Here is a 24,614-nt window from a genome sequence, read left to right on the forward strand (position 1 = left end):
TAGCCTTAGCGGTTATCAGCGACCTCCCTTTTTTACTCTCGTCGCGTGAGTTAGCACTGATTTACCCTTGAAGCGAAAGTTTCCGTGTTCAGGCTTCGCCGTGCCCGTAATCTACAGTGGTCACCGCCTTGTCCCATTCCGAAAAAATGGGGAGTTATTGCTATGCTGAGCGCATTTAAACTCGATCGTAATCGCCTGACGCGCATCGAGCTGGAAGAAGACAACGACAAACTCAACACGTCTGTTTGGGTCGATCTGATCGAACCCGACGACAGCGAACGCGATCGCGTGCAGTGCGAGCTCGGCCAGAGCCTGGCAACGCGTCCGGAGCTGGAAGACATCGAAGCCTCGGCGCGTTTCTTCGAAGACGAAGACGGCCTGCACATTCACTCCTTCTTCTTCTTTGAAGATGCCGAAGACCACGCGGGCAACTCCACTGTGGCATTCACCATCCGCGAAGATCGCCTGTATACGCTGCGCGAACGCGAGCTGCCAGCTTTCCGTCTCTATCGCATGCGTGCGCGCAACCAGATGCTGACCGATGGCAACGCCTATGAGCTGCTGCTGGATCTGTTTGAGACCAAAATCGAACAGCTGGCGGATGAGATCGAGAACATCTACAGCGCGCTGGAGAAACTCAGCCGCGTGATCATGGAAGGCCAGCAAGGCGAAGAGTACGACCAGGCGCTGTCACGTTTGGCGGAGCTGGAAGATATCGGCTGGAAAGTGCGTTTGTGTCTGATGGATACCCAGCGCGCCCTCAACTTTCTGGTGCGCAAAGCACGTCTGCCGGGCAACCAGCTGGAGCAGGCGCGTGAAATCCTGCGCGATATCGAATCACTGCTGCCGCATAACGAATCGCTGTTCCAGAAGGTTAACTTCCTGATGCAGGCGGCGATGGGCTTCATTAACATCGAGCAGAACCGCATCATCAAGATCTTCTCGGTGGTATCGGTGGTGTTCCTGCCGCCAACGCTGGTGGCATCAAGCTACGGCATGAACTTCGAGTTTATGCCGGAGCTGAAATGGAGCTTTGGTTACCCGGGCGCGATTAGCCTGATGATCCTCGCCGGCCTGGCGCCGTACCTCTATTTCAAACGCAAGAATTGGTTGTAACCTATCTCAAGTCCAGGTCGTCATGAATGACGACCCTACAAAACCGCTCATGACAAACGTAGGGTCGCCATTTATGGCGACCTGGTAGATAAACTTCAATTTTCTGCGTAACCTGTTGGCTCTGCTCACTATCTGATTCTCTCCTATGGCGCGCTTCTCATTGCGACTGCAATGGACACTTCTGCTGATTGCTTCGCTATTACTGGGGATTATCCTCCAGCTGTTCCACCTTCCTGCGGCTCTGCTGCTTGGCCCGATGATCGTCGGCACCTTTATGGGCTTGTCCGGCGCGACCGTGCGCATCGATAAACGTTTCTTCGTGCTGGCACAAGCGGTGCTCGGCTGCATGATTGGCCAGACTTTATCGCCGGGCATTCTCACACCGCTGATACAGGATTGGCCGGTAGTGCTGGCCGTACTGGTGCTGACGTTAGCAGCCAGCGGCCTTTCTGGTTTTCTGCTGGTGCGCTTCAGTAATTTGCCCGGCCCAACTGGCGCATGGGGATCATCGCCCGGCGGTGCTTCGGCGATGGTGGCGATGGCCGGTGATTTTGGGGCGGATGTGCGGCTGGTGGCGTTTATGCAGTATCTGCGCGTGCTGTTTGTCGCCACCGCTGCGGCCGTGGTGGCGCGCATTGGCCTCGGCACCAACGGCGGTGCGGCTGAACTGGTGTGGTTTCCCGCGCTGCACAGCAGCTTTCTGCTGACATTGCTGGTGATGTTCGCCGGTGCGTGGCTCGGCCAGAAGCTGCGCATTCCTTCCGGTGCTTTGTTGCTACCGGCGCTGATCGGCGCGGTGCTGCACGGCACCGATGTGGCGACCTTGCAGGTACCGGAATGGTTGCTGGCGCTGGCTTATGCGTTGATAGGCTGGAGCGTGGGGTTGCGCTTCACCCGGCCGATTTTCAAGCTTGCGCTGCGAACGCTGCCGCAAATGTTGCTGTCGATTTTCGGCTTGATGCTGCTGTGCGGCGGATTAGCCTGGATGCTGACGCGCGTTTTGCACGTCGATCTGATGACTGCCTATCTGGCAACCAGCCCGGGCGGGCTGGATACCGTGGCGATTATTGCGGCCGGCACGCGGGTCGATATGGCATTTGTTATGGCGCTGCAGACGTTGCGTCTGTTCACCATTTTGCTCACCGGCCCGGCGCTGGCGCGTTTTATTTCACGCTACGCGCATGCGCGCCCGAGCTGAGAACGCGACCGCATCGATAATAAACACGGCGAGCGCCAGCCAGATGAAGCCGAAGGTCACCATTTTATCCGGCGTCAGGCTCTCGCCGTAGAACAGCACCGCCAGCAGGAACATCAGCGTCGGGCCCAGATACTGGAAGAAGCCGACGGTCGATAAGCGCAGACGCGCGCAGGCCGCCGCAAACAGCATCAGCGGAATGGTGGTGATAATGCCCGCTGCGACCAGCTTGAGATTGAGGCTCATGGCGTTGGCGCTGAGATGGCTGGTGGCGCTATCGGCAAAGCCAAACAGGTAAATCGCCGCCAGCGGAAACAGCCACAACGTCTCGATCAGCATGCCGCTCTGCGCATCGACCTGAATCTTCTTACGCACCAAACCGTACAACGCAAAACTCAACGCCAGACCAAGGCCAATAATCGGCAGCGATCCAAATTGCCACAGCTGCACCAGCACACCGGTGGTCGCCAGCAGCACCGCCAGCCACTGCAAGCGGCGGAAGCGTTCGCGCAGGAACAGCATGCCAAACACCACGTTAATCAGCGGGTTGATAAAGTAGCCGAGGCTGGCTTCCAGCATGTGCTGATTATTCACCGCCCAGATAAACAGCAGCCAGTTGCCGCCAATGGTCACGGCGGTCAGCGCCAGCAGCAGCACCTTTTTCGGCTGCGCCAGCACGCTGCGCACCTGCGCCCAGCTACGCGTCAAGGTGATCAGCAGCAGCATAAACAGCGCGGACCAAATCACGCGATGCGTCATAATTTCGGTGGCGGGCACCTCTTTGACCAGCTTGAAATAGGCAGGCGCGATACCCCAAATGAAGTAAGCGCCGAGCGCGTAGCCAATACCCTGGCGAGTTTGTTGCGAATCCATCAAGTCATTCCAAAAGTACTGATTAGCCAATCATATAGGTGGCGGTAGCAGTAGCGATGTAATCGCCTTGCTGGTTATGTAACTCCACGCGCGCCACGGCGACTTTGTTGCCGCCGCGCAGCAGGCTGCTGGTGGCGATAAAGCGCTCGCCGCGGCCTGGGCGCAGATAATCCACGCGCATATCAATGGTGCCCATACGGGACAGGCGCTGACGCAGCTCTTCCTCGGTAATGCTCTCCTGACGCGTCAGCGCATAGCTGACACACACCAGCCCGGCGGCGACATCCAGTACCGAGGCGATGACGCCGCCATGCAAAATCTGCTGCGCCGCGTTGCCGACAAGCATGGTTTTATTGGCGAAGCCGAGTTCGGCGTAATCTGCTTCCAGTCGATCCAGCTCTAATCCGAGCGCCTGATTGAAGGGCATGTGATAAACAAAAATTTCGCCAATCAGACGGCGCGCTTCCAGCTGTGTCAGCAACGGGGATGACATAATTCCTGCCTTAAAATGTTAACGAGTTGTGTATATTATGCCGCGTTCGAGCCGCTTTCCAGTTTCGGAAATCGGCGCTGATCAACCGCAGGTTTTGCGTGTAGAATGGCCTGCTTTTTGAACCGTCACTTGACGATTACGACACGCAGTTCTCTGGAGAATTCTATGCGTAAGCATTACGCCTTGCTGGCCGCGGCGCTGATCCTTCCTGGCCTGGCGCAGGCTGAAGAAGCCACGATAAAAGAGGTTCATGATGCACCGGCAGTGAAGGGCAGCATTATCGCTAACCTGCTGGAGAAACACGATAACCCGTTCGTGCTTTATCCTTACGAAAACAACTATCTGCTCTACACCTACACCACCGACATGAACAAAGAGGCGATCTCTTCGTACAACTGGGCAGACAAAGCTAAAAATGATGAAGTAAAATTCCAGCTCAGCCTGGCGTTTCCGCTGTGGCGCGGCATTTTAGGCGATAACTCGGTGCTGGCGGCGTCCTATACTCAGCGCTCGTGGTGGCAGCTCTCGAACCGTGGCGCGTCATCACCGTTCCGTGAAACCGATTATGAGCCACAGATTTTCCTCGGCTGGGCCACCGATTACACCTTCGCAGGCTGGACTTTACGCGATGTGGAAACCGGCTTAGTGCATCAGTCGAACGGCCGCAGCGAGCCAACTTCGCGCAGCTGGAACCGAGTTTACGCGCGTTTCATGGCGCAGAACGGCAATCTGCTCGCGGAGATCAAACCCTGGTATCGTCTGCCAGAAAGTGAAAGCAATGACGATAACCCGGACATCACCAAATACATGGGTTACTACCGCGCCAAGCTCGGCTACATGATGGGCGAGAACATTTTCAGCGTGGAAGGTAACTACAACTGGAACAGCGGCTTTGGCGGTGCAACTTTCGCCTGGAGCTACCCAATCTCTGAACACGTGCGCTTTTACACGCAGGTGTTCAGCGGTTATGGTGAATCATTGATCGACTATAACCATCGCCAGACGCGCTTCGGCGTGGGCGTGACGCTCAACGATCTGTTCTAACCCGCAACAAAGACAGGATTACCGTGGCAACATCGGCAGTGCTTAATCAGGAAATGCTGGCGCAGCAGGTATTACAAGATACCTTCGGCTACCAGCAGTTCCGCCCAGGTCAGCAAAACATCATCGAAACCGCCCTGTCAGGACGCGATTGTCTGGTGGTGATGCCGACCGGCGGCGGTAAATCGCTGTGCTATCAAATCCCGGCGCTGGTGCGCGAAGGGCTGACGCTGGTGGTTTCACCGCTGATTTCACTGATGAAAGATCAGGTCGATCAGCTGCTGGCGAACGGCGTGGCAGCAGCGTGCCTCAACTCGACGCAAACGCGCGAGCAGCAGCAGCAGGTGTTTGCGGACTGTCGTACTGGCAAACTCAAGCTGCTATATATCGCGCCTGAACGCCTGATGATGGACAACTTCCTCGACAGCCTGCACCAGTGGAATCCGGTGATGCTGGCGGTGGATGAAGCGCACTGTATTTCACAGTGGGGCCACGATTTCCGTCCGGAATATGGATCGATCGGCCAGCTGCGTCAGCACTTCCCTGATTTGCCGGTGATGGCGTTAACCGCCACCGCCGATGAAACCACGCGTAACGACATCGCCCATCTGCTGCAGATGGACGATCCGCTGATTCAAATCAGCAGTTTTGACCGCCCGAATATTCGCTACACGCTGGTGGAGAAATTCAAACCCACCGAGCAGTTACTGCGTTATGTGCAGGATCAGCGCGGCAAAAGCGGCATTATTTACTGTAACAGCCGCGCCAAAGTGGAAGACACCGCCGCACGTCTGCAGAGCCGTGGCTTGAGCGTTGGCGCTTATCACGCCGGTATCGATAGCGCGCAGCGTGCCAGCGTGCAGGAAGCCTTCCAGCGTGACGATCTGCAAATTGTGGTCGCCACCGTCGCATTCGGTATGGGCATCAACAAACCCAACGTGCGCTTTGTGGTGCATTTCGATATCCCGCGCAACATCGAATCCTATTATCAGGAAACTGGCCGCGCAGGGCGTGATGGCCTGCCTGCCGAAGCGATGATGCTTTACGATCCCGCCGACATGGCGTGGCTGCGTAAATGTCTGGAAGAGAAAGTGCCCGGCCCGTTGCAGGATATTGAACGCCACAAACTCAACGCGATGGGGGCATTTGCCGAAGCGCAAACCTGTCGTCGTCTGGTATTGCTGAACTATTTCGGCGAAGGTCGCCAGCAGCAGTGCGATAACTGCGATATCTGCCTCGATCCGCCACGTCGCTACGACGGCTTGCTCGAGGCGCAAAAGGCGCTGTCGAGCATCTATCGTACCGGCCAACGCTTTGGTATGGGCTATATTGTTGAGGTTTTGCGCGGAGCGAGTAATCAGCGTATTCGCGACAACGGCCACGACAAACTGCCGGTGTACGGCTTAGGCCGCGAGCACAGTCACGAACACTGGATCAGCGTGCTGCGTCAGCTGATTCACCTCGGCATGGTGACGCAAAACATCGCCATGCATTCGGCGCTACAACTGACCGAAGCGGCGCGCCCGGTGTTACGCGCGGAAGTTCCGCTGATGCTGGCGGTGCCGCGTATCGTGACGGTGAAGACGCGCGGCAGCAGTTCGCCGAAAGTACACAGCGGCAATTACGATCGCCAGCTGTTTGCCAAGCTGCGTAAGCTGCGCAAAGCGATTGCCGATGAAGAGAATATTCCGCCGTACGTGGTGTTTAACGATGCCACGCTGATTGAAATGGCAGAACAAATGCCGATTAGCGCGTCAGAAATGCTCAGCGTGAACGGCGTCGGTCATCGCAAACTGGAGCGTTTTGGTAAGCCGTTCCTGGTGATGATCAAAGAACATGTTGATGAAGGTTAAAGGAAAAAATTCATGCTGATGTTATTCGCCACCGTCGCGCTGGTGCATCTGGTTGCGCTGATGAGTCCCGGCCCGGACTTCTTCTTTGTGTCGCAAACGGCGGCAAGCCGCTCGCGCAAAGAGGCGATGATGGGCGTTCTGGGCATTACCTTGGGCATTGTGATTTGGGCCGGTGTGGCGCTGATGGGCCTGCATCTGATCCTTGAAAAAATGGCCTGGCTGCATGAAATCATTATGGTCGGCGGCGGACTGTATCTGCTGTGGATGGGCTGGCAGCTGATGCGTTCAGCGCGTCAACGTCACAAGCAGCCGCAATCGGAAGCGCCGGTGGTGGAGCTGCCGAAAAGAGGCATGAGCTTCCTGAAAGGTTTCCTGACTAACCTGTCGAACCCAAAAGCGATCATCTACTTCGGTAGCGTGTTCTCACTGTTTGTTGGCAACGACGTTGGCGCGATGGAGCGCTGGGGCTTGTTCCTGCTGATTATCGGTGAGACGTTCGCGTGGTTTACGCTGGTAGCGGCGATTTTCGCTATGCCGTGGATGCGTGATAAGTATCAGCGTATGGCTAAGTGGGTGGATGGTATGGCAGGCGTGTTATTTGCCGGATTCGGTATTCACCTGATTATTTCGCGCTAAGCCAGGTCGCCATTAATGGCGACCCTACGTAGGGTGGGCATTTATGCCCACCGGGTTGAATATCACGCCATTCTGCGTGCGCTGGCTAACAGCGCGCCAACCGCCATAAACAATCCACCAAAGGTGCGGTTCAGCAGCTTCATCTGCTTCGGCCCTTTAATCCAGCCAGCAATGCGCGTTGCCAGCGTGGCGTAACCAATCATCACGATGATATCGACCACAATGGTGGTAACGCCGAGCACCAGATATTGCATCAGCTGCGGCTGGTGCGGCTGAATAAACTGCGGGAACAGCGCGGCGAGAAACACGATGCTTTTCGGGTTGGTGAGGTTCACCAACACGGCACGCTTGAACAGACGGCGACGCGGCATCGCTTTAGCAACGGCGTCGAGATCGATACCGCCCGCTGAGCGCCACTGCTGAATGCCCAGCCACACCAGATAAGCTGCGCCAGCCCACTTCAGAACTTCGAACGCCAGAATCGATTGGGAAAACAGCGCACCCAAACCGGCGCCGACCAGCACAATATGAATGGCCAGGCCGAGCTGCAAGCCGGTAATCGATGCCACCGCGCCGCGATAACCGTGGCTGATGCCGGTGCTCATGGTGTTAATCGCGCCGGAACCGGGTGAAAGGCTGAGGATAGTTGTGGTCAGCAGGTACGTTAACCACCATTCAATGGTCATGTGTGACATTCCCTGAAGTTAGCGAAGTGTGACACAATACGACAGAAAATCGCCGCACGCTACGCAGCACAGGCGCGCAAATCACGTTTTTTTCAGGGGGACGGATGCAGCAGCATAAACAGAGTTGGCTCGGACGTGAACGAGGCTTTTCAGCCTTTGCTACGGGTCCGCTGCTCGACTTCTGGCGTCGCCGTGAAGAGTGTGAATTCACCGGTGTCGGCAACCTGAAGATTCGCTACGTCCGTTTCACCTCACCGCAACATCGTCGTGTCATTCTGGTCGTGCCTGGCCGCATTGAGAGCTATATCAAGTATCCCGAACTGGCTTACGACCTGTTTATGTGCGGCTACGATGTGGTGATTATCGACCATCGCGGTCAGGGACGTTCCGAACGTCTGCTGGAAGATTCGCACCGCGGCCATGTGGTGGATTTTGGTGACTACGTTGACGATCTTGAAACGCTGTATCTGAAAGAGATAGTCAGCAACCATTATCAGCAGCGCTACGTGCTGGCCCACTCGATGGGCGGCGCGATTTTAGCGCTGTTTCTGGCGCGTCAGCCGCAGGCGTTTCATGCTGCGGTGTTCTCCGCGCCGATGTTTGGCATTGTGCTGCCGCTGCCGGACTGGATGGCGCACCGCATTCTCGACTGGACCGAAAAACTGCCCGCGCTGCGTGAAGGCTACGCGCTGGGCACCGGCCGCTGGCGCGCGAATCCGTTTGGCATCAACCGCCTGACGCACAGCCGCGAACGCTATCGCCGTAACCTGCGTTTTTACGCTGACGATCCGGCGCTTCGCGTTGGTGGGCCCACTTATCACTGGGTGCGCGAAGGCGTGCAGGCCGGGCGTGACATCTTCAATCAGGTGGCGAACATCACCACGCCGACCTTGCTGCTGCAGGCGAGTGAAGATGATGTGGTGGATAACCGCTCGCAAAATCTATTTTGTACGGCGATGGCTGAAGCAGGACATCCCTGCGCAGGTAACGCGCCATATGTGATAAAAGGAGCGCGTCATGAGATCTTGTTTGAAACAGACGCGATGCGTGCCGAAGCGCTAAACGCGGTGGTCGATTTCTTCGAACACCACGCTTAATCAATTTTACTTTCCGATATCAACACCCGAGGTTTACATGTATCACATCGTCGCATCCGACCTGGATGGCACGCTACTCTCTCCGGATCACCGCCTGACGCCGTTCGCTCGCACTACGCTGCAGGAACTGGTGGCGCGTGACATCCACTTTGTTTTTGCCACCGGTCGTCACTATATCGACGTCGGACAGATGCGCGATAAGCTCGGCATTCCGGCTTATATGATCACGTCCAATGGTGCGCGCGTGCACAACGCCGAAGGTGAACTGGTGTTCAGCCACAACCTCGACGCCGACATCGCCAGCGATTTGTATGGCCTGCAATATCATGACGAGCACATCCTGACGCACGTTTATCGCGACGATGAGTGGTTCATGAGCCGTCATCGCCCAGACGAGCAGGACTATTTCCGCGAATCGGTATTTAACTATCAGGTTTACCAGCCGGGCATGCTGCCGACCGACGGCATCAGCAAAGTGTTCTTCACCTGCGAAGATCCGGAGCGTTTGGTTCCGATGGAGCAGGCGATTGAAGCGCGCTGGGGCGATCGCGTGAATGTCAGCTTCTCGCTGCCAACGTGCCTGGAAGTGATGGCGGGCGGCGTTTCCAAAGGTCACGCGCTGGAAGCGGTAGCGAAACAGCTCGGCCACTCGCTGAAAGAGTGCATCGCCTTCGGCGACGGCATGAATGATGTGGAGATGCTCAGCATGTCAGGCAAAGGCTGCATCATGCGTAATGCGCAGCAGCGCCTGAAAGATACCTTACCGACGCTGGAAGTGATTGGCAGCAACGCGGATGACGCCGTACCGCACACGCTGCGTAAATTGTTCCTCGCCTAAAAAAACGGGCCGGCCATCACCGGCCCGTTCTGATTATGCCAGCTGTTTCTTGTGCTTATGTTCACTGACCATGGTCAGCAGCAGCAGAATTACCGCCAGCACCGATCCGCCAATCATCACAATAAATCCGCCGTCCCAGCCGAAGTAATCCACGGTGTAACCGACAATTGCACTGGCCGCTACCGATCCACCGAGATAGCCAAACAGCCCGGTAAAGCCCGCTGCCGTTCCGGCCGCTTTTTTCGGTGCCAGCTCCAGCGCATGCAAGCCAATCAACATCACCGGACCGTAAATCAGGAAGCCGATCACAATCATGCACAGCATGTCGATGCCTGGATTGCCCGGCGGATTCAGCCAGTACACTACGGTAGCGATGGTCACCAGCGTCATAAAGAACACGCCGGTTGCGCCACGGTTGCCGCGAAACACTTTGTCGGACATCCAGCCGCACAGCAGCGTGCCGGGAATACCGGCATATTCATAGAAGAAGTAGGCCCACGATGATTTATCCAGCGTGAAGTGCTTCACCTCTTTCAGGTAGGTCGGCGACCAGTCGAGAATGCCGTAACGCAGCAGGTAAACAAACACGTTCGCCAGTGCGATGTACCACAGCAACTTGTTGGGCAGAATGTACTGCATGAAAATCTGCTTCGCCGTCAGCTCCTGCTCGTGCTCCTCGTTGTAGTCCGGCGGATAATCATTCTTCCACGCTTCAATTGGCGGCAAACCGCAGGATTGCGGTGTATCACGCATCAATGCAAAGGCGATAATGGCGATGAGAATGGCGCCAAACGCCGGCATATACAGCGCGGCTTTCCAGTCGTTAAACCACGCCATGCCGAGCAGGAACAGCAGTGGAGGAATACCGCCTCCGACGTTATGCGCGCAGTTCCACACCGATACAATTCCGCCGCGCTCCTTCTGCGACCACCAATGCACCATGGTGCGCCCGCATGGCGGCCAGCCCATACCCTGGAACCAGCCGCACAGGAACAGCAGCACAAACATCACCATGATGCTGGAGGTGGCCCACGGCACAAAGCCCATCACCAGCATCACCGCAGCAGCGAGGATCAATCCGGCGGGCAAAAACACGCGCGGATTCGAACGGTCCGATACCGAACCCATAATGAATTTTGAGAAGCCGTAGGCGATGGAGATTCCCGACAGCGCAAATCCGAGATCGCCGCGTGAGAAACCTTGTTCCACCAGATAAGGCATCGCCAGCGCAAAGTTCTTACGCACCAAATAGTAGGCGGCATAGCCAAAAAATATTCCCAGGAAAATTTGCCAGCGCAGGCGACGATAAAGCGGATCGACACGATCATCAGCCACTTGAGAGCGATGCGGTGCAGGTTTGAAGATACTCAACATGAGTGTGGCCCTCCAGGGCGCGATATAGTTATGGGTTCCCAGCAGGTTGGGGCAAAAGCAACAGACGTAAAAAATGGAAAAATCGAAGTTTCCATTTCGCGCAAAGGATAGTGATGGTCACACGCGGTTACTGTGACATGTGACACATATGTTACAGTTTTATGACAATGGAGAGCGATAAAAACCAGGAAATGTTGTATTTCGCGCATTTTTACCCGAGCGTAAAAATGAGAGATGAAAATTATTCGTCGTTATTTTGTTCACTTGTAAACCAGATAATTCAACCCACTTGCGACAGTTTGTTTACACTAGCGCCACTGTTCATTTTGGGATCGTTACCGTGCCGTTACTGATCGTTACCACCATTCTGTGGGCTTTTTCCTTCAGTTTAATCGGGGAATACCTCGCAGGTCAGGTGGATTCCTGGTTCTCTGTATTAATGCGTCTGGCGCTTGCCGCCATCGTCTTCCTGCCGTTCCTGCGCTGGCGTGGATATCGTGCTTCCACCATCTTGCTGTATATGCTGGTGGGCATGCTGCAGCTCGGCATCATGTATCTGCTGAGCTTTGAAGCCTATCTCTATCTGAGCGTAACCGAGTTCCTGCTGTTCACCGTGATGACGCCGCTCTATGTCACGCTGATCTACGATTTGCTCAGCCGACGTCCGCTGCGTATTGGCTATGCCTTCAGCGCGCTGCTGGCGGTAATCGGTGCGGCGATTATTCGTTACGACAAAGTCAGCGACCATTTCTGGTTCGGCTTGCTGCTGGTGCAGGCGGCAAACATCTGCTTCGCCATCGGCATGGTGGGCTACAAACGTCTGCAGGAAACTCGCCCGATGCCGCAGCACACCGCGTTTTCGTGGTTCTATCTGGGCGCAGTGATCATCGCGGTGATCGCGTGGAGCTTGTGGGGTAATCCGAACAAACTGCCAACCACCTCGCTGCAGTGGGGCATTCTGGTGTGGCTGGGCGTGGCGGCTTCAGGCTTGGGCTACTTTATGTGGAACTACGGCGCAACGCAGGTGGATGCCGGTACGTTGGGCATTATGAACAACATGCATGTGCCAGCGGGCTTGCTGGTGAATCTGGCGATCTGGCAGGAGAAACCGCATTGGCCGAGTTTTATCGCCGGTGCCGCCGTGATTTTTGCCTCGCTTTATGTACATAAACGCTGGGTATTAGGTAAGAAAAGCAACGCATAGGCCTAAAGGGAAGGGATAGCGCGGCAGAGGAGCAAAGTATCTGCGCGTTTATGTTCGGTGCGCATAAATGCGCACCCTACAAAATCATCGTCGTATGTCGTAGGGGCGCCATTTATGGCGACCGTTTTAACCCTTCTTAGCCGGCCCCGGACGATGAATCATCGTCAAACCCTTCAGGAAATTACGCAGAATCTGGTCACCGCATTCGCGGAAATTCTTATGGTCCGGATTGCGGAAAATCGCGCCAACCTCAGCCTGCGAAATCTTAAAGTTCGCTTTCAGCAGCACATCCGGGATATCGGTGGTCTTCAGCTCAAACGCGATACGCAATTTCTTCATGAAAATGTTGTTATTCATGCGGCGCTCAATCGAAGGCGCGGGCGCATCTTCACTCTTACCGCGACGGTAAAAAATCAGACCGTTGAGGAAATAGCCCATCAATACATCCGGCAGCTTGCGAAACGCGGCATCGTCATCTTTCTTCATCCATGCCTGCACATCTTCCAGCGGCACTTCACTCCCCGCTAGGGCAAAAATCTCCACCACTTTGCTATCGCTCAAATCAAGCATATAGCGCACGCTGCGCAGAACATCGTTACTCATCATGGTGAAACTCTCTTGGTCGCGGGTTGAGGCGGCGCATTATAGAGCAGGCGGGACAGGGATAACAGCGCGGGCGACCTTCGCCGCCCAACAACATCAGGATGAGAGGGTTTGCAGTGAGCCCGGGCGCGCGGCATCGCGCACGAATGGCAGATGTTCACAGGCGTGCTGACGGGCAAACCGCACAAAGGCTTCCATTACTGGCTGGCGCTGCTCGCCTTCGCGTACGGCGGCATACAAGCGGCTCCACAAGCCATCGCCCAAGGTCTTCGTCACCACCAAACCTTGCTGCTCAAAATTCTCTACTACCCAATGCGGCAGTGCGGCGATGCCCATACGCGCCGACACCATCTGAATCAGCAGCAGCGTATTGTCCACGCTCTTCAAAGCCGGGCTCACGCCCGCAGGCTGCAGGAAATGGCGCCACACATCTAAACGCTGACGTTGCACCGGATAGATCATCAACACTTCATCGGCCATATCTTCCGGGGAAATATGCTCAAGCTGCGCCAATGGATGATCCGGTGCCATCACCAAACGCACTTCAAAATCGAACATCGGTGAATAGAACAATCCGCTGCGCGGCAGAATATCGGAGGTTAACACCACATCCAGCTCGCCCTGCTGCAATGCGGGTTGAGGATCAAAGGTCACGCCGGATTTGAAATCCATCACTACCTGCGGCCAGCTCTGGCGGAAATTATTCAGCGCGGGCGTCAGCCACTGAATACAGCTGTGACACTCAATGGCGATACGCAACGTGGCCTGATGCGGCTCATGACACGCCTGCAAAGCCTGCTGAATCTGCGGCAAAACCTGCTCGGCCAACTGCAGCAAAATCTCTCCCTGCGGCGTAAAACGCAGCGGCTGGCTTTTGCGCACAAACAGACGAAAGCCCAGCCGCTGTTCCAGATCGCTGAACTGGTGAGACAACGCCGATTGCGTCTGATGAAGCTGTGAGGCGGCGGCGGCTAACGAGCCGGTGTTCCGTAACGCCTGCAGCGTCCGCAGGTGTTTGAGTTCGATCATGAGAATCCTTCACATCGAGATTGAACAAATTGCGCTTGAGGAACATACAGTACCCGCAGATTATGGCGGTGTAAACATCTGGACGGCTAAACATCTCTGCACCCTACTCAGTTAAGAATATCTGGAGAACAGAAAATGACCATTCTGAATCACACTCTCGGTTTCCCTCGCGTTGGATTGCGTCGTGAATTGAAAAAAGCACAGGAAAGCTACTGGGCAGGTAAAAGCTCACAGGAAGAGCTGCTGGCGGTGGGGCGCGAACTGCGCGCTCGTCACTGGCAACAGCAGAAAGAGGCGGGCGTCGATCTGCTGCCGGTCGGCGATTTCGCCTGGTACGATCACGTGCTGACAACCAGCCTGCTGCTGGGCAACGTGCCTGCACGCCACCAGAACAAAGATGGATCCGTCGATCTCGACACGCTGTTTCGTCTTGGCCGTGGCCGCGCCCCAAGCGGTGCACCGGCGGCGGCGGCGGAAATGACTAAATGGTTCAACACCAACTATCACTACATGGTGCCGGAATTCACGCAAGGCCAGCAGTTCAAACTGACCAGGACCCAACTGCTGGATGAAGTCGACGAAGCGCTGGCGCTCGGCCACAAGATTAAACCGGTGCTACTCGGCCCGGTTACCTATCTGTGGCTGGGTAAAGTGAAAGGTGTGCCGTTCGATCGCCTGTCACTGCTTAAAGACATTCTGCCGGTTTACCAACAGGTGCTGGCGGAACTGAAAAAACGCGGCATTGAATGGGTACAAATCGACGAACCTGCACTGGCGCTGGAACTGCCGCAGGCGTGGCGCGATGCGTTCAAACCGGCTTACGACGCGCTGCAGGGTGAAAGCAAACTGCTGCTCACCACCTATTTCGACAGCATTGGCCAGAACCTTGACGTAATCAAAGCGCTGCCGGTGCAAGGTCTGCACGTTGACCTGGTGCACGGCAAAGACGACATCAAACAGCTTAATGAGCAGATCCCGGCAGATTGGCTGCTTTCCGTCGGCGTAATCAACGGGCGTAACGTGTGGCGCGCGGATCTCAGCAGCTGGTTTGCACGCCTGCAGCCGCTGGTGGGCCAGCGTCAACAATTGTGGATCGGATCATCTTGCTCGCTGCTGCACAGCCCAATCGATCTCAGCGTGGAAACGCGCCTCGATGAAGAGGTGAAAAGCTGGTTCGCCTTTGCCCTGCAGAAGTGCGCTGAGCTTGCACTGCTGAGTCAGGCGCTGAACAACAACGATGCCGCTTCGCTGGTCGAGTGGAGCGCACCGATTCGTGCGCGTGCCAACTCCACGCGCGTTCACAATGCCGCAGTCGGCGAGCGTCTGGCGAAAATCCAGGCTAAAGATGTTGAACGTACCAGCAACTATACCGAACGTGCCAAAGCGCAGCGTAACCGCTTCAACCTGCCAGCGTGGCCGACCACCACCATCGGTTCATTCCCGCAAACCACCGAAATTCGCGGCCTGCGTCTCGACTTCAAAAAAGGCAACATTGATGGCGGTAATTACCGCTCTGGCATCGCCGAACACATCAAACAGGCGATTGTTGAGCAGGAACGTTTGGGTCTCGACGTGCTGGTGCACGGGGAAGCAGAGCGTAACGACATGGTGGAATACTTCGGCGAGAACCTCGACGGCTTTGTATTCACCCAAAATGGCTGGGTACAGAGCTACGGTTCACGCTGTGTTAAACCGCCGATCATCATCGGCGACGTAAGTCGTCCGCAAGCAATTACCGTTGAGTGGGCGAAGTACGCGCAGTCGCTGACCGACAAGCCGGTGAAAGGCATGCTGACCGGTCCGGTGACGATTCTCTGCTGGTCATTCCCGCGTGAAGATGTGAGTCGCGAAACCATCGCCAAACAGATTGCGCTGGCGCTGCGTGACGAAGTAGAAGATCTGGAAAAAGCCGGTATCGGCATCATTCAGATTGATGAACCGGCACTGCGCGAAGGCCTGCCGCTGCATCAGTCCGATTGGGCGGCGTATCTGACCTGGGCAGTGGATGCATTCCGTCTCAATGCCGCCGTAGCGCAGGATGACACCCAGATTCACACCCACATGTGTTACTGCGAGTTCAATGACATCATGGACTCGATTGCCGCGCTGGATGCGGACGTTATCACCATCGAAACCTCACGTTCCGATATGGATTTGCTGGATACCTTTAAGGAATTCGACTATCCCAACGAAATCGGTCCGGGCGTGTATGACATTCACTCGCCGAACGTGCCGAGCGTGGAGTGGATGGAAGAGTTGCTGCGCAAAGCGGCGCAGAGCATTCCGGAAGCGCGTTTGTGGGTGAATCCGGATTGTGGCCTGAAAACCCGTGGTTGGACGGAAACCCGTCAGGCACTGGCGAATATGGTTAAAGCGGCGCAAAACCTGCGGGGTGAAACGGCTTAGAAGCTGTAAATGAGGTTGGGGCGCATAGGCGCCCCTTTTTATTACGCGTTTGGCGCTACGCCATACTGCGCGAACCACGCCAGCATGCGTTGCCAGCCATCTTTGGCGGAATCGGCGTGATAGCTGGCACGATAATCCGCATTAAAAGCATGTCCGGCATCCGGATATACCACGAACTCTGCTTTGGCATTGGCGGCGTGCAGCGCCTGACGCATCTTATCAATGCTCTCGAGCGGGATGCTCTCATCCTGACCACCGTAAAGACCCAGCACCGGCGCATTTAAATCGACCGCAACATCAATCGGATGCTTCTGCTGCTTCAGCGTCTTCTCACCGTCTAAACGACCATACCACGCCACCGCCGCGCGCACCTGCGGATTGTGCGCGGCAAACAGCCAGCTAATGCGTCCGCCCCAGCAGAAACCGGTAATCGCCAGACGACGGATATCACCATCGTGGCGCGTGGCCCAGTTGGCCACATGATCGAGATCGGACAACACCTGCGAATCCGGCACTTTGCTCACCAGCTCTTTGAACAGCGTGGGAATATCGTTGTAATCGTTGGGATCGCCTTCACGGAAATAGAGTTCGGGAGCGATCGCCAGATAACCTTCCAGCGCCAGACGGCGGCAGACATCGCGGATATGCTCATGCACGCCGAAAATCTCCTGCACCACCAACACCACCGGTAAGGTGCCTTGATACTCTTTTGGTCGGGCATAATAAGCAGGCAGATTTTCGCCCTGGCTTGGAACCGAGGTCTCGCCAGCATGAATTGCGTCGCTGGTAGTGATAATGGTGCTGCTTGCGGTGGGCTGAACGGCGGGTGCAAAGCCGCCGGGTGCCGTTTTTTGTGCCATATTGTCTTCGGTTTTCATTGTTCTCTCCGTGCTAGCAAATGCGCAATCACGTAACTATAGCCTGGCGAAGTGAAGCAAGGCTGGCGTAAGGTGCAGAGGGATTTTTTTCACGTGTGCTGCTTCTCTATTAACATTGCCACCAACACTTACACAGCACCGCTTGTAGCAATTCAGAATTGCACAGCGTTAATGTGTGATGTAAATCACATAATGTTTTTCTGATAATGTAAGTTTCATTATTGATGGTGAATTGAGTCACATATTTATATCGCCTGCTCACGTAGAGTGGCGCGCACATCCCCAATTATCAGGAGTCTGTTATGGCCCAGTCTGACGTTTTCCACCTTGGCATCACCAAAGCTGATTTGAAAGGAGCCACGTTGGCCATCGTGCCTGGCGATCCTGAGCGCGTGAAGAAAATCGCCGCGCTGATGGACAATCCACAGCATCTGGCTTCACACCGTGAATTCACCACCTACCTGGCCGAAGTGGATGGCAAACCGGTTGTGGTGTGCTCGACCGGTATCGGCGGACCTTCAACTTCGATTGCGGTTGAAGAGCTGGCCCAGCTTGGCGTGCGCACCTTCCTGCGCGTTGGCACCACTGGCGCTATCCAGCCGCATATTAATGTGGGCGATGTGCTGGTCACCACCGCATCGGTGCGCCTCGACGGCGCGAGCCTGCACTTTGCGCCAATGGAATTCCCGGCCGTGGCTGATTTCACCTGTACCACCGCGCTGGTGGCAGCCGCAGAAGCGTGCGGCGCGAAAACCCACATCGGTATTACCGCCTCATCTGATACCTTCTATCCAGGCCAGGAACGCTACGACACCTTCTCGGGTCGCGTGGTGAATCGCTTCCAGGGTTCAATGGAAGAGTGGCAGCAAATGGGCGTCCTTAACTATGAGATGGAATCCGCTACACTGTTAACCATGTGCGCCAGTCAGGGACTGCGTGCCGGCATGGTGGCGGGTGTCATCGTGAACCGTACGCAAAAAGAGATCCCGGATGCCGCGACCATGAAACAGACCGAAAGTGATGCGGTGAAAATTGTGGTTGAAGCCGCGCGTCGCTTAATTTAGTGCGCCAGTCAGGGATGAATTCGAGACCAGGCTTATAAGGATTCCAGCTATTTCCTGATTAGAATGCGCGCAATTTCAGCAGCTACTGAGAAATTTCTTATGCGCAAAATGGTTTCTGTCTCACGTCCCAATGTCATGAATAATCCCGCTACTGCACAATCACGTGTTGAAGGTGCAGCAGCGAGATTTCGCCAGGCGATGGCGGCGAATAACTATCCTCTTGCGCGTCAGTGCTGTGAAGAAGTGCTGCGCGTCTTACCCAATCATATGCAGGTGCTGAGCGACTATGCGCTCACCCTGATGCGTGTGGGCGAATACAAAAAATCCTATAAAATTTACCAGAAGATCTATCAGGCTCCGGCCGCGCAGCGCGCGCAGGCGTCGGAAACCTGGCTGGATGGATTAACGGAAGTATGTGGCTGGCTGAATAAAGAGGATGAGGTGGCGCGTTACGGCCTCGAATCACTGCAGAATTCCGATGTGACCTTCAGTAAAGGGGCGAAAGTGGCATTCCCTTCTGACGCGCCGCCACCGATCAACCGCAACAATCCGGCAGAAAATATCATCTCCTTTAGCCTGTATGGCGGTCAGCCACGCTACTGCGAAACCTTGATTAAAAACATCGAAGTGGCGCGCGAGTTCTATCCCGACTGGATATGCCGCATCTATCTTGACGACAGCGTGCCGCAACACGTCTGGCAGCGCCTGAAGCAGCCAAACACCCAACTGGTGGATATGTCGCACGAGAAAACTATCTTCCCAACGCTGTGGCGTTTCCTGGTGATGGACGATGCCAGCGTCAAACGCTATATCGTGCGTGACGCGGATTCATTGTTGTCCGAGCGCGAAGTGGTGGCGGTAGATGCCTGGCTGAACTCGCCGTATTGGTTCCATCATATGCGTGATTACTTCTCGCATACCGAACTGCTGCTGGCGGGCATGTGGGGCGGCTGCCACGGCGTCTTCCACAATGTTGAACAGCAGATGCGTGATTTTATCGCCCAGTATGCCGGTAGCGAGCGCTTCACCGATCAGTACTTCCTCAAAGTGGCGCTGTGGCCAACGGTGCGCGAAAGCATATTGAATCATGACGATATTTTCCGCTTCCACCACGCACAACCATGGCCGGCACATCAGCCAATTCGCTGGCAAACCGACAGTTTCCACGTCGGCAGCAACGCCGGTTTTGCCAGCATGGCGGGCCCAGTTGAAAATGCTGATAACGGTTGGCAGCAGGTTGAGATCACCTATGACGGGAAAAGCTGGACCTATCCGGCCAAAATCCAGGGTGAAACCGAATGGGTGTTGCCGATGCCCTTCTTCCTGATTGATGCGTGGAAAGCGGGCGATCTAACCGTAAAAGCCCTATAAGTAGAAAACGTTTTCCCAAAATAATTCGAGGCGCAGGAAGGCGGCAAGCGAGCGAATCCCCAGGAGCTTACATCAGTAAGTGACTGGGGTGAGAACGTGCAGCCAACGCATCTGCGGCTTGAAGTATGAAGGGAAAAAAATCTGGACATTCATACAGTGCGCCTCTACCTTTTCCCTCAGCGAGACGATCCGCGGGGGGATTATGGATCAGCAACTTATCATTAGCGGCACGCTGGCGCTGGCCGGTTTGGGCATTGGCTGGATCATCGCCCAACTGCGCGCCGGCCATCAGCACGCCAGCTTCACCACCGAGCGACGCCTGCTGGAAGAGGCGCAGCAGCGTCAACAGCAGCAGCTCGAACAGTTACAGCAGCAAATCCAGCAACGCGAACAGGAGATGCGCCAGCTACACGGCGCGCTCAGCGGTGCGCAGGAACGTTTGCAGCAGCTTGACTACTGGCGCGGCGAAAGTGAACAGCTCAGTCGTGAGCTGCGTAATCAGCTGGAAGTAAACAGCGCACAGGAAGCCGAACTGCGTGAAGTGACCATTCGTCTTGAAGAGACACGCTACGGTGCAGAAGAGAAGCAGCGACTGCTGACCAACAGCGAACAGCGTCTCAGCGCGCAGTTTGAAAATCTCGCCAACCGCATCTTTGAAAACAGCGGGCGGCGCGTCGATGAACAGAACCGTCAAAGTCTGAATAGCCTGATTGGCCCACTGCGTGAACAGCTGGATGGTTTCCGCCGTCAAGTGACTGATAGCTTTGGCGTGGAAGCGCGCGAGCGTCACACGCTGACTCACGAAATTCGCCAGTTGCAGCAACTCAACGCGCAGATGGCGCAGGAAGCGGTCAATCTTACTAAGGCGCTGAAAGGCGACAACAAAATTCAGGGCAACTGGGGCGAAGTGGTGTTGGCCCGCGTGCTGGAAGCCTCTGGCTTGCGTGAAGGCTACGAATACCAAACGCAGGTAAGCGTGCAGCTGGAACAGCAGGGCAGGATGCAACCGGATGTGATCGTCCGTTTGCCGCAGGGCAAAGATGTGGTGATTGACGCCAAAATGACGCTGGTTGCCTACGAGCGCTACTTCAACGCCGACGATGAAGCCACGCGTGAGCAGGCGATTCAGGAGCACGTTAACGCCATGCGCGGCCACATTCGCCTGCTGAGCCGTAAAGATTACCAACAATTACCCGGTTTACGCTCTCTGGATTATGTGTTGATGTTTATCCCGGTGGAACCGGCGTTTCTGTTGGCGATTGATCGTCAGCCCGAGCTAATCAGCGAAGCGTTACAGCAGAACATTATGCTGGTCAGTCCCACCACGTTGCTGGTGGCGCTGCGCACTATCAACAATCTCTGGCGTTATGAACACCAAAGCCGCAACGCACAGCGCATCGCCGACCGGGCAACGCGGCTGTACGACAAAATGCGGCTGTTTGTCGATGACATGAGCGGTATCGGCCACAATCTCGACAAAGCGCAGCAAAGTTATCATCAGGCGATGAAAAAGCTGTCTGAAGGGCGCGGCAACCTGATCGCGCAAAGTGAAGCTTTTCGAACGCTTGGCGTGGAGATCAAACGTCCAATTAATCCGCAACTGGTTGAACAAGCGCAGCCGGAAGAGGCGGATGAAGATTGGGCAGACGATCGCACCGAGGATGAAAACGTTGCAGAACCAACAACAGACTCGCTGCGCCGCATCAATGAATAGCACGGTGGTCGCGTGCTCGTGTAGCGCGACTCTGATACACTTCGGCAAGAATTGTTTGTGGAACAGGTAAAACCGATGGCAGATGAATCACAGCAGGAAACTACCCATTTTGGCTTCCAGACCGTCGCGAAAAGCGAAAAGGCCGATAAAGTCGCGGACGTGTTTCACTCCGTCGCGGCAAAATATGACCTGATGAACGATTTGATGTCGTTTGGCATCCATCGTGTCTGGAAGCGTTTTACCATTGACAGCAGCGGCGTGCGCCGCGGTCAGCGCGTGTTGGATCTGGCGGGTGGTACCGGCGATCTGACGGCAAAATTCTCACGTCTGGTGGGCGAAACCGGCCAGGTTGTGCTGGCAGACATCAACAGCTCGATGCTGAAGATGGGCCGCGAAAAGCTGCGTAATCTCGGCGTGTCAGGCAATGTCAGCTATGTGCAGGCGAACGCCGAAGCGTTGCCGTTCCCGGATAACTACTTCGATTGCATCACCATCTCCTTCGGCTTGCGTAACGTGACCGAAAAAGAGAAAGCGCTGGCATCGATGTTCCGCGTACTGAAGCCAGGCGGACGTTTGCTGGTGCTGGAGTTCTCGAAGCCGCTGCTGGAGCCGCTCAGCAAAGCTTACGATACCTATTCATTCCATATTCTGCCGCGTATTGGTCAGATGGTGGCGCAAGATGCTGAAAGCTATCGCTATCTGGCGGAGTCGATTCGTATGCATCCCGATCAGGAAACCCTGAAAGCGATGATGAACGATGCGGGCTTTGAAAATACCACCTACTTCAACATGACTGGCGGTATTGTCGCGCTGCATCGCGGATTTAAATTCTAATCCATCATGACTTTAACTCCTCTCATCACCGGCGGTCTTGAGACCGCCCTGAACCGTGTTCTCTATCGCGATCGCAGCCTGAAAGCCGCGCGCCAGCGTTTGGCGGGCAAGGTATTGATGCTGCGTCTGCAAGAGCTCGATTTTCCTTTGGTGCTGGTGTTTAGCGAATCCCAACTTGATGTGCTGAGTGATTGGCAAGACAACAGCGACTGCACGGTGAGTTTGCGTGTCGGTACCTTGCCGAAATTGCGCGATCGCCAGCAGCTCACCAGCTTGATTCGTAGCGGTGAACTGGAGGTGGACGGCGATTTGCAGGTGGTACAGCAATTCTCCGCGCTGATGGATCTCGCCGAACTGGATCCGGCGGAGTATCTCGCGCCGTGGATTGGCGATATCGCCGCGCAAGGCGTAAGTCAGGCCGCGCAGCAGGCGCTGAAATTCGTGCAGCAGCAGTTCACCCGCCGCCAGGATTATCTTGGTCAGGTGCTGACGGAAGAGTGGCGCGTTGCGCCGGGCGCACTGGAGCTGGCATGGTTTTGCGAGGAAGTGGAAGCGATGGAACGTTCGCTCAATGCGTTTGAAACGCGTTTAGCACAGCTGGAGGCGAAATGACGCTGGGAGAAATTCGGCGCTTATACTTCATCATCAAGATCTTTCTGACTTACGGCCTTGATGAACTGATTCCCCGCATGCGCTTCACGCTGCTTTTACGCTTGTGGCGGCGCTGCATTTTCTGGATCCCCAATAAACATCAAGACGCCAGCGCTGGCGTGCGTATCCGTTTAGCGATGGAGCAGCTGGGTCCGGTGTGGATCAAATTCGGTCAAATGCTCTCCACGCGCCGCGATCTGTTCCCACCGGCGATTGCCGATGAGCTAGCGGTGCTGCAAGACCGCGTTGCGCCGTTTGATGGCGTGAAAGCCAAAGAGCAGATTGAAAAGTCGATTGGCGGCCCGGTGGAAACCTGGTTTGAGGACTTCGATATCAAACCGTTGGCGTCTGCGTCTATCGCGCAGGTGCATACCGCCACGCTGAAATCCAATGGCCGCGCGGTAGTGATCAAAGTGATTCGTCCCGACATTCTGCCGGTGATCAGAGCGGATATGCGACTGATTTACCGTCTGGCGCGTTGGGTGCCGCGTTTGCTGCCAGATGGACGTCGTCTGCGTCCGGTGGAAGTGGTGCGTGATTACGAAAAGACCTTAATTGATGAGCTGAATCTGCTGCGTGAAGCGGCGAACGCCATCCAGCTGCGTCGTAACTTTGACCAGAGTCGCATGCTGTATGTGCCGGAAGTGTTCTCGGATTATTGCAGCGAATCGATGATGGTGATGGAGCGCATTTACGGCATTCCTATCTCGGATATCGCCACGCTGGAGCAGCATGGCGTCAATATGAAACTGCTGGCCGAGCGCGGTGTGCAGGTGTTCTTCACTCAGGTGTTCCGCGACAGCTTCTTCCATGCTGACATGCATCCCGGCAATATCTTCGTTAGCTACGATCTCCCGGAAGATCCGCAATACATCGGCATCGACTGCGGTATCGTCGGTTCGCTAAACAAAGAAGATAAGCGCTACCTCGCTGAAAACTTTATCGCCTTCTTTAACCGCGATTACCGCAAAGTGGCCGAGCTGCATGTGGATTCGGGCTGGGTGCCGCCCGATACCAACGTCGAAGACTTTGAGTTTGCCATTCGTACCGTGTGTGAGCCGATTTTCGAAAAGCCGCTGGCTGAGATCTCGTTTGGCCACGTGCTGCTGAACCTGTTCAATACCGCGCGTCGCTTTAATATGGAAGTGCAGCCGCAATTGGTGCTGCTGCAGAAGACGCTACTTTATATCGAAGGGATTGGTCGTCAGCTCTATCCGCAGCTCGACCTGTGGAAAACCGCCAAGCCGTTCCTCGAAGATTGGATCAAAGATCAGATTGGTATCCCGGCGATTATGCGGGCGGTGAAAGAGAAAGCGCCGTACTGGGCGGAAAAACTGCCGGAGTTGCCGGAGCTATTTTACGACAGCATGCGCCAGCACAAATTATTGAAGCACAGCGTCGATAAACTCGTCACCGATTTAAACGTACAGCGAACACGTAATCATCAGGCGCGCTATCTGTTTGGTGTAGGCGCTACACTGTTATTAAGTGGCACCGCCGTGCTGTTAAGTCGACCGGATTGGGATTTCTTCCCGGCGCTATTAATGGCCGCTGGCATCGTCACCTGGCTTATTGGCTGGCGCAAGACAAACTGATTGTCTGCCTGGTACAAATCGCGTAATGTCGCAAGCTAAAGCCCGAAATCATACGGGCTTTCT

Annotated in this window: 22 protein-coding genes; 15 read left to right on the forward strand and 7 right to left on the reverse strand. The window is 55.4% G+C overall.

Annotated features, from left to right (window positions below):
* Positions 1-162: 162 nt before the first annotated feature.
* Both corA and ACXIZX_RS20265 read left to right on the forward strand, forming a co-directional pair.
* Complete coding sequence (gene corA / locus ACXIZX_RS20260) at positions 163-1,116, forward strand: magnesium/cobalt transporter CorA (RefSeq protein ID WP_008105777.1); 954 nt, start codon at positions 163-165, stop codon at positions 1,114-1,116.
* A gap of 145 nt (positions 1,117-1,261) precedes the next feature.
* A complete protein-coding gene (locus ACXIZX_RS20265) occupies positions 1,262-2,314 on the forward strand; it encodes an AbrB family transcriptional regulator (RefSeq protein WP_479404815.1) in 1,053 nt (350 codons plus the stop codon).
* Here ACXIZX_RS20265 and rarD read toward each other — a convergent pair.
* Entirely contained in the window at positions 2,285-3,184 is a 900-nt protein-coding gene (gene rarD / locus ACXIZX_RS20270) for an EamA family transporter RarD (RefSeq protein WP_061719373.1), read from the reverse strand. The two genes, ACXIZX_RS20265 and rarD, sit on opposite strands and share 30 nt — an antisense overlap.
* A 22-nt stretch (positions 3,185-3,206) precedes the next feature.
* Positions 3,207-3,677, reverse strand: a complete 471-nt coding sequence (locus ACXIZX_RS20275; protein WP_179452820.1) for a thioesterase family protein — start codon at positions 3,675-3,677, stop codon at positions 3,207-3,209.
* A gap of 165 nt (positions 3,678-3,842) precedes the next feature.
* On the opposite strand from ACXIZX_RS20275, the gene pldA reads away from it, so the two are divergent.
* Genes pldA through rhtC form a run of 3 tightly spaced genes read left to right on the forward strand, consistent with a single transcriptional unit; the run spans position 3,843 to position 7,207 of the window.
* Positions 3,843-4,721 carry a phospholipase A gene (pldA, locus tag ACXIZX_RS20280; RefSeq protein WP_008105781.1) on the forward strand — a complete coding sequence of 293 codons (879 nt, stop codon included), beginning with the start codon at positions 3,843-3,845 and terminating at the stop codon, positions 4,719-4,721.
* A 23-nt stretch (positions 4,722-4,744) separates the two neighbouring features.
* On the forward strand, positions 4,745-6,571 hold the full coding sequence (gene recQ, locus ACXIZX_RS20285) for an ATP-dependent DNA helicase RecQ (protein WP_061719374.1): 1,827 nt from the start codon (positions 4,745-4,747) through the stop codon (positions 6,569-6,571).
* 12 nt (positions 6,572-6,583) lie between these two features.
* Complete coding sequence (gene rhtC / locus ACXIZX_RS20290; RefSeq protein WP_008105783.1) at positions 6,584-7,207, forward strand: threonine export protein RhtC; 624 nt, start codon at positions 6,584-6,586, stop codon at positions 7,205-7,207.
* A gap of 62 nt (positions 7,208-7,269) precedes the next feature.
* Here the strand turns inward: rhtC and rhtB are convergent, their stop codons facing one another.
* Positions 7,270-7,893, reverse strand: a complete 624-nt coding sequence (rhtB, locus tag ACXIZX_RS20295; RefSeq protein ID WP_008105784.1) for a homoserine/homoserine lactone efflux protein — start codon at positions 7,891-7,893, stop codon at positions 7,270-7,272.
* Positions 7,894-7,997: 104 nt separating this feature from the next.
* Here rhtB and pldB point away from each other — a divergent pair, with 104 nt between their 5' ends.
* Entirely contained in the window at positions 7,998-8,990 is a 993-nt protein-coding gene (pldB, locus tag ACXIZX_RS20300) for a lysophospholipase L2 (RefSeq protein ID WP_479404816.1), read from the forward strand.
* 37 nt (positions 8,991-9,027) lie between these two features.
* A complete protein-coding gene (gene yigL, locus ACXIZX_RS20305; RefSeq protein WP_008105786.1) occupies positions 9,028-9,828 on the forward strand; it encodes a sugar/pyridoxal phosphate phosphatase YigL in 801 nt (266 codons plus the stop codon).
* A gap of 33 nt (positions 9,829-9,861) precedes the next feature.
* Here yigL and glpT read toward each other — a convergent pair whose 3' ends face one another.
* Complete coding sequence (gene glpT, locus ACXIZX_RS20310; RefSeq protein WP_061719377.1) at positions 9,862-11,202, reverse strand: glycerol-3-phosphate transporter; 1,341 nt, start codon at positions 11,200-11,202, stop codon at positions 9,862-9,864.
* 340 nt (positions 11,203-11,542) lie between these two features.
* On the opposite strand from glpT, the gene ACXIZX_RS20315 reads away from it, so the two are divergent.
* A complete protein-coding gene (locus ACXIZX_RS20315; RefSeq protein WP_008105787.1) occupies positions 11,543-12,406 on the forward strand; it encodes a carboxylate/amino acid/amine transporter in 864 nt (287 codons plus the stop codon).
* A 126-nt stretch (positions 12,407-12,532) separates the two neighbouring features.
* Here ACXIZX_RS20315 and ACXIZX_RS20320 read toward each other — a convergent pair whose 3' ends face one another.
* Both ACXIZX_RS20320 and metR read right to left on the reverse strand, forming a co-directional pair.
* A complete protein-coding gene (locus tag ACXIZX_RS20320; protein ID WP_101763741.1) occupies positions 12,533-13,012 on the reverse strand; it encodes a YehS family protein in 480 nt (159 codons plus the stop codon).
* Positions 13,013-13,105: 93 nt separating this feature from the next.
* Entirely contained in the window at positions 13,106-14,038 is a 933-nt protein-coding gene (gene metR, locus ACXIZX_RS20325; protein WP_008105792.1) for an HTH-type transcriptional regulator MetR, read from the reverse strand.
* A gap of 135 nt (positions 14,039-14,173) precedes the next feature.
* Here metR and metE point away from each other — a divergent pair, with 135 nt between their 5' ends.
* The gene (metE, locus tag ACXIZX_RS20330; protein WP_479404817.1) at positions 14,174-16,444 is read left to right on the forward strand and encodes a 5-methyltetrahydropteroyltriglutamate--homocysteine S-methyltransferase; all 2,271 of its coding nucleotides are present in this window, start codon (positions 14,174-14,176) and stop codon (positions 16,442-16,444) included.
* 41 nt (positions 16,445-16,485) lie between these two features.
* On the opposite strand, the gene ACXIZX_RS20335 is transcribed toward metE, so the two are convergent.
* Positions 16,486-17,322, reverse strand: coding sequence for a dienelactone hydrolase family protein (locus ACXIZX_RS20335; RefSeq protein WP_479404818.1), 837 nt, complete (start codon positions 17,320-17,322; stop codon positions 16,486-16,488).
* Positions 17,323-17,624: 302 nt separating this feature from the next.
* Here ACXIZX_RS20335 and udp point away from each other — a divergent pair, with 302 nt between their 5' ends.
* The 6 genes from udp to ubiB all read left to right on the forward strand — a co-directional run bounded on the left by udp (position 17,625) and on the right by ubiB (position 24,551).
* Complete coding sequence (udp, locus tag ACXIZX_RS20340; protein ID WP_008105797.1) at positions 17,625-18,386, forward strand: uridine phosphorylase; 762 nt, start codon at positions 17,625-17,627, stop codon at positions 18,384-18,386.
* Positions 18,387-18,485: 99 nt separating this feature from the next.
* A complete protein-coding gene (locus tag ACXIZX_RS20345) occupies positions 18,486-19,757 on the forward strand; it encodes a tetratricopeptide repeat protein (protein ID WP_479404819.1) in 1,272 nt (423 codons plus the stop codon).
* A gap of 202 nt (positions 19,758-19,959) precedes the next feature.
* On the forward strand, positions 19,960-21,471 hold the full coding sequence (gene rmuC / locus ACXIZX_RS20350) for a DNA recombination protein RmuC (protein ID WP_479404820.1): 1,512 nt from the start codon (positions 19,960-19,962) through the stop codon (positions 21,469-21,471).
* Positions 21,472-21,546: 75 nt separating this feature from the next.
* Positions 21,547-22,305, forward strand: coding sequence for a bifunctional demethylmenaquinone methyltransferase/2-methoxy-6-polyprenyl-1,4-benzoquinol methylase UbiE (ubiE, locus tag ACXIZX_RS20355; protein WP_479404821.1), 759 nt, complete (start codon positions 21,547-21,549; stop codon positions 22,303-22,305).
* Positions 22,306-22,311: 6 nt separating this feature from the next.
* Entirely contained in the window at positions 22,312-22,917 is a 606-nt protein-coding gene (gene ubiJ, locus ACXIZX_RS20360; RefSeq protein ID WP_479404822.1) for a ubiquinone biosynthesis protein UbiJ, read from the forward strand.
* The gene (gene ubiB, locus ACXIZX_RS20365; RefSeq protein ID WP_479404823.1) at positions 22,914-24,551 is read left to right on the forward strand and encodes a ubiquinone biosynthesis regulatory protein kinase UbiB; all 1,638 of its coding nucleotides are present in this window, start codon (positions 22,914-22,916) and stop codon (positions 24,549-24,551) included. Before ubiJ ends, ubiB begins: the two co-directional genes overlap by 4 nt.
* The last annotated feature ends 63 nt before the right edge of the window (positions 24,552-24,614 follow it).

The sequence above is a fragment of the Candidatus Pantoea symbiotica genome, from assembly GCF_056491525.1.